This is a genomic window from Mesorhizobium sp. M2C.T.Ca.TU.002.02.1.1 (genome assembly GCF_003997225.1).
Genome location: NZ_RZTO01000675.1, coordinates 1 through 3,438, shown reverse-complemented (window position 1 = coordinate 3,438; position 3,438 = coordinate 1). Strand labels below are relative to the sequence as shown.

3 protein-coding genes are annotated in these 3,438 nt (G+C 64.9%); 2 read left to right on the top strand and 1 reads right to left on the bottom strand.

Annotated elements, in window-relative coordinates:
- Positions 1–351: glutathione S-transferase C-terminal domain-containing protein (locus EOD07_RS27315; RefSeq protein WP_348627785.1), on the top strand; the 351-nt coding region annotated here is incomplete at its 5' end.
- 224 nt (positions 352–575) lie between these two features.
- Here the strand turns inward: EOD07_RS27315 and EOD07_RS27310 are convergent.
- Positions 576–1,043 carry an Lrp/AsnC family transcriptional regulator gene (locus EOD07_RS27310; protein WP_127237609.1) on the bottom strand — a complete coding sequence of 156 codons (468 nt, stop codon included), beginning with the start codon at positions 1,041–1,043 and terminating at the stop codon, positions 576–578.
- Positions 1,044–1,162: 119 nt separating this feature from the next.
- Here EOD07_RS27310 and EOD07_RS27305 point away from each other — a divergent pair.
- Positions 1,163–3,438 (top strand): transketolase (locus EOD07_RS27305; RefSeq protein WP_127237608.1); only part of this gene is annotated, 2,276 nt, incomplete at its 3' end.

Below are 3,438 nucleotides of genomic sequence, written 5' to 3'. Positions count from 1 at the left end.
CCTTTCCCCGCCGCCCCCCCCGGACCCGCCTCGGCCGCCCGCCTGCACGATGCGCTGTTCTATGATTTCGACATCGATGCCGCGCGTGCCGGCGCGCATCGGCTGTTCCGCATCCTCGACGAACATCTCTGGTTCGCCGAGCAGGAGGGCCGCCAGTGGATCTGCTCGGCCGCCCATCCGACGATCGCCGACATTGCCTGCTTCCCCTACATCATGCTGTCGGAGGAAGGCGGTATTTCGCGCCAGGACTATCCGGCGATCCGCCGCTGGTGCGATCGCGTGAAGCGCATCAAGGGCTTCATCGTCATGTCGGGCGTGTTTCCGGCCGGGCCTGCCCGAGCCGCGGCATAAGTTTCAGTCACGGGCCGGCATTCGCTCAAGCCAGTCAAATAGCGAGAGGGAAAATGAAAACTGCCGCCGTTGCCGTCGCCGCTTGAAGCGAAGACGGGGAAGAGCGCTGCGCGCTGTTCATCGAAAACGGCCGGGTGATAGGCACCGTCATGGATGGCCCGCGGGCGGTTGATGGTCCAATTTGCAGGATTGATACCGGCCTGACGCCCCCGGGGGCGGATACCTCATATCGGCAGTTGGTTCGATCTCTTGATCTGCGAGAGCGCAAAGCTCGATTCGATCGATGCGACGCCGTCAAGGCGGGTCAACTTTTCCTTCAGGAAGCGATCATAGGCATGCAGGTCGCGCACCACGATGCGCAGCAGATAATCGCGCTGTCCGGTCATCAGATAGCAGTCGACGACTTCCGGCCAGCGGGAAATGGCGGCGTTGAAGCGTTCGAGCTCCTCCTCGCGCTGGCGTTCCAGCTTGATCGAGGCGAAGACCGAAATCGGCAAGTCGACCTGATCCTGGTCGATGACCGCGGTGTATCCCGTGATGACACCGCGCTCCTCCAGCAGCCGGACCCGGCGGGCGCACGGAGAGGGAGACAGGCCAACGCGGACGGCGAGCTCCTGCGCCGTCATCCGCCCGTCCGACTGCAGCTCGGCGATGATGCGGCGATCGATGTGGTCCAATTCCAATCTTGGCATGATCCACCAATTCTTGGTCGAAATCGACCAACATCCCCTAAATAATATCGTTTCCATATGCAAGTTTGGCTGCGCCCGCCAGGGGACCTGCAATAGGTTAGGCTGATGGGAGAGTGTTCATGGACCAAGCCGAACTGACGATACTGGCAGCGCTGGAAAGAAAGATCCTCTGGCTCGCAGCCTGGACGATCCACAATGCCAATCATCTGCGCGACAATGCCGACGGGCTGAAGGTCGGCGGGCATCAGGCCTCGTCGGCCTCGCTCGCAACCATCATGACAGCGCTCTATTTCTCGACGCTGCGGCCTCAGGACCGGGTAGCCGTCAAGCCGCACGCCTCGCCGGTCTTCCATGCCATCCAGTACCTGCTCGGCAACCAGAGCCTGGAGAAGCTTCAGGATTTCCGCGCGCTCGGCGGTGCCCAGAGCTATCCGTCGCGCACCAAGGACGGCGACGATGTCGATTTTTCCACCGGCTCGGTGGGGCTTGGGGTGGCCCAGACGCTATTCGCCTCGCTAGTTCAGGACTACCTCAATGCGCGCGACCAGAACCTCGCCGAGGGAAAGATGGTCGCGCTGGTCGGCGATGCGGAGATGGACGAGGGCAACATCTTCGAGGCGCTGCTCGAGGGTTGGAAACACGGCCTACGGAATTGCTGGTGGATCGTCGACTACAACCGACAGAGCCTCGACGCCGTCGTGCGTGAGGGCCTGTGGGAGCGGTTCGAGAGCATTTTCCGCAATTTCGGCTGGGAGGTGGTGATCCTGAAACATGGTTCGCTGCAGCAGGCGGCCTTTGCCGAGCCCGGTGGCGAGGCGCTGCGGGCATGGATCGATGCCTGCCCCAACCCGCTCTATTCGGCGCTGACCTTCCAGGGCGGGGCGGCCTGGCGCAAGCGGCTCGAGGCCGACCTCTGCGACGCGGCAGCGCCGCTGCTGGCGCGGCGTTCGGACGACGAGTTGGCGGCGCTGATGACCAATCTCGGCGGTCACGACCTGCCGTCCCTTCTGGCAGCGTTCGAAGCGGCGCGCCGGCACGACCGGCCGACATGCTTCATTGCCTATACGATCAAGGGTTTCGGCCTGCCGCTCGCCGGACATAAGGACAATCATGCCGGTCTGATGACGCGTGACCAGATGGCTTCGCTGCGGGCCTCGATGGGGATCGCCGAGGGGCGCGAATGGGAACCGTTCGAAGGCTTGAGCGCAAAGAGCGCCGACCTGAGGCGTTTTCTCGCCGCGGTGCCGTTCAACGCCGGAGGTTCTCGGCGCCACCATGCGCAGCGTGTGCCCGTTCCCGAACGGCTGGCGATCGAGACCAGGGGCACGATGTCGACGCAGGCCGGCTTCGGCCGCATCCTCGACGAGGTGGCGCGCATTGGCGGCCCGCTGGCCGACGCGATCGTCACGGCATCGCCGGACGTCACCGTCTCGACCAATCTCGGCCCGTGGGTCAATCGCCGTGGCCTGTTCGCAAAGGAATCGCTCGCCGACACCTTCCGCAGCGAGCGCATCGCCTCGGCGCAGAAATGGGAATTCGGCACGAGCGGACAGCACATGGAACTAGGCATCGCAGAGAACAACCTCTTCATCCTGCTCTCGGCGCTGGGCCTTTCGCATTCGCTGTTCGGCCGGCGTCTGCTGCCGGTTGGCACGCTCTACGATCCATTCATCCAGCGCGGGCTCGATGCCCTGAATTATGCCTGCTACCAGGATGCCCGCTTCCTGCTGGTCGCGACGCCCTCCGGCATTACGCTGGCACCTGAAGGGGGCGCGCATCAGTCCATCGCAACGCAGCTGATTGGCATGGCGCAAGACGGGCTGGCGGCCTACGAACCGGCTTTCGTCGACGAGCTGGCGGTGATCATGCGCTTCGCCTTCGACTACATGCAGCGCGACGGCGAGGCGGTGCAGTCGGAGCGCACCTGGCTGCGCGAGGAGACCGGCGGCTCCGTCTACCTGCGGCTTTCGACCCGGCCGATCGAGCAGGTCGCCCGCGGCATGACGCCGGAACGCGAGCAGCAGATCATCGACGGCGCGTACTGGTTGAGGCCGCCCGGCCCGAATTGCGAGGTGATCGTCGCCTATACCGGCGCGGTCGCGCCCGAGGCGATCGAGGCGGTGGGGATGATGGCCGAGGACCGGCGCGACGTCGGTCTGTTGGCCGTCACCTCGGCCGATCGGCTGAACGCCGGCTGGACGGCGGCGAGCCGGGCGCGCGAGAGGGGGCTGGTACACGCCAGGAGCCATGTCGAACGTCTGTTCGATGTCCTGCCGCCGCATTGCGCCATCGTTACGGTGGCGGACGGCCATCCCGCCGGATTGGGCTGGCTCGGTTCGGTCTACGGCCATCGTACCCGCAGCCTCGGCGTCGAGCATTTCGGCCAGTCCGGCAC

Bases quoted from the DNA above. Each gene is read 5' to 3' on its own strand.
- EOD07_RS27310 (WP_127237609.1), bottom strand. From the start codon at position 1,043: ATGCCAAGATTGGAATTGGACCACATCGATCGCCGCATCATCGCCGAG.